Genomic DNA, 1,117 nt, shown 5'->3' with positions numbered 1-1,117 from the left:
CGCTGCGCGAACAGCACGCCGTCCACGATGGGGCCGCTTTCGAGCATGCTGATGACGATGTCGGCCGCAGCCACTGCGGCGCTGGCCTGCGTGTGCGCCGTGGCGCCCAGCGCCGTGAGCGGGCCGGCCTTGCCCGGCGTGCGGTTCCAGACCTGCAGCGTGTAGCCGGCCTTGCACAGGCGCGTGGCCATGGGCAGGCCCATGATGCCCGTGCCCAGAAATGCGATACGGGGCAGGGGCGTGTTGCTGGTGATGGTCATTGCGGTGTCCTCTGGATGGCTATGGGCCATCATGAAGCACCCCGCGCGAGAAGGCTGTCAGCGAGCTTTCTAGGAAGCGCCCAACACAGTTTTTTACGCGGCTTTTTTGGCCGTCTTTCAGGCGGCCTTTTTAAGCGCCGGGGCAAACATGCTTTGCATTTCCTGCCGCACTTTGTAGGCGTGGGTCGAGGTGTCCATCGCCACGTCGGCCCAGCTCAGGCTCTGGCCCTTCTTGACCGCGCGCACGACCTTGACGTTGTGCGCCAGGCCCAGCGGCAGCCCGCCCATCTTCATCGAGGTGTCTGCCGGCAACAGCTTGCCCCACACGGTGTAGCCGCCTTCGCCGTCCAGCATGTCGCCGGGCTTCAGGTCGCGTTTGGCGGTGGCCACCACGTCGGCGTTCCAGCAGGTGGCCACGCCGGTGGGCTCGCCGCGCAGCGCCACGCTGGCGACCGACACGCCGACCTCCAGCCCGATCAGGTGCCAGCGTTTGTACAGGGTGAAGTAGCGCCCGCTCGGGTCGGTGTGGGCGTTGTATTCCTCAAAGCAGTTCTTGATGTAGTCGGTCTCGGCCTCGACGGTGACCCAGACGCCCATGCGGATGTCGTAGGGAATCTTGCGGCCATTGGCTTCGAGTGAGGAGATCACTTCGACCATGCCCTTGCGTTCGAGTACGCCGCCTTCGCTGATGGGTCGCGTGACATAAGGAATGTCTTCGACGCTGGCCGGCGGGTAGAGCAGGCCGTTGCTGGGCACGGTGAGGCCGGTGGCGTTGGCCACAGCCGTCGATTCAATCGAAGGCTTGGAGCCATCGAGAAAGCTGTTGAACATCTTCGGGTTGAGCCCGCCGCGCTCGG

General features: G+C 65.0%; 2 protein-coding genes. Both read right to left on the bottom strand.

What is annotated here, in order from left to right; all coding sequences use genetic code 11:
• A partial coding sequence (locus O9335_RS09325) for an NAD(P)-binding domain-containing protein (RefSeq protein ID WP_298386993.1) occupies positions 1 to 260 on the bottom strand: 260 nt, incomplete at its 3' end.
• Positions 261 to 377: 117 nt separating this feature from the next.
• Positions 378 to 1,117, bottom strand: a 740-nt coding sequence (locus tag O9335_RS09320; RefSeq protein ID WP_298386991.1) for an SAF domain-containing protein, incomplete at its 5' end; no start/stop codon positions are given.

Origin of the sequence: Inhella sp. (assembly GCF_027532025.1) — a bacterium.
Taxonomy (GTDB): Bacteria; Pseudomonadota; Gammaproteobacteria; order Burkholderiales; family Burkholderiaceae_C; genus Inhella.
Note: the sequence above shows the minus strand (reverse complement) of the source record. Positions and strands in the feature narration are given on the sequence as shown.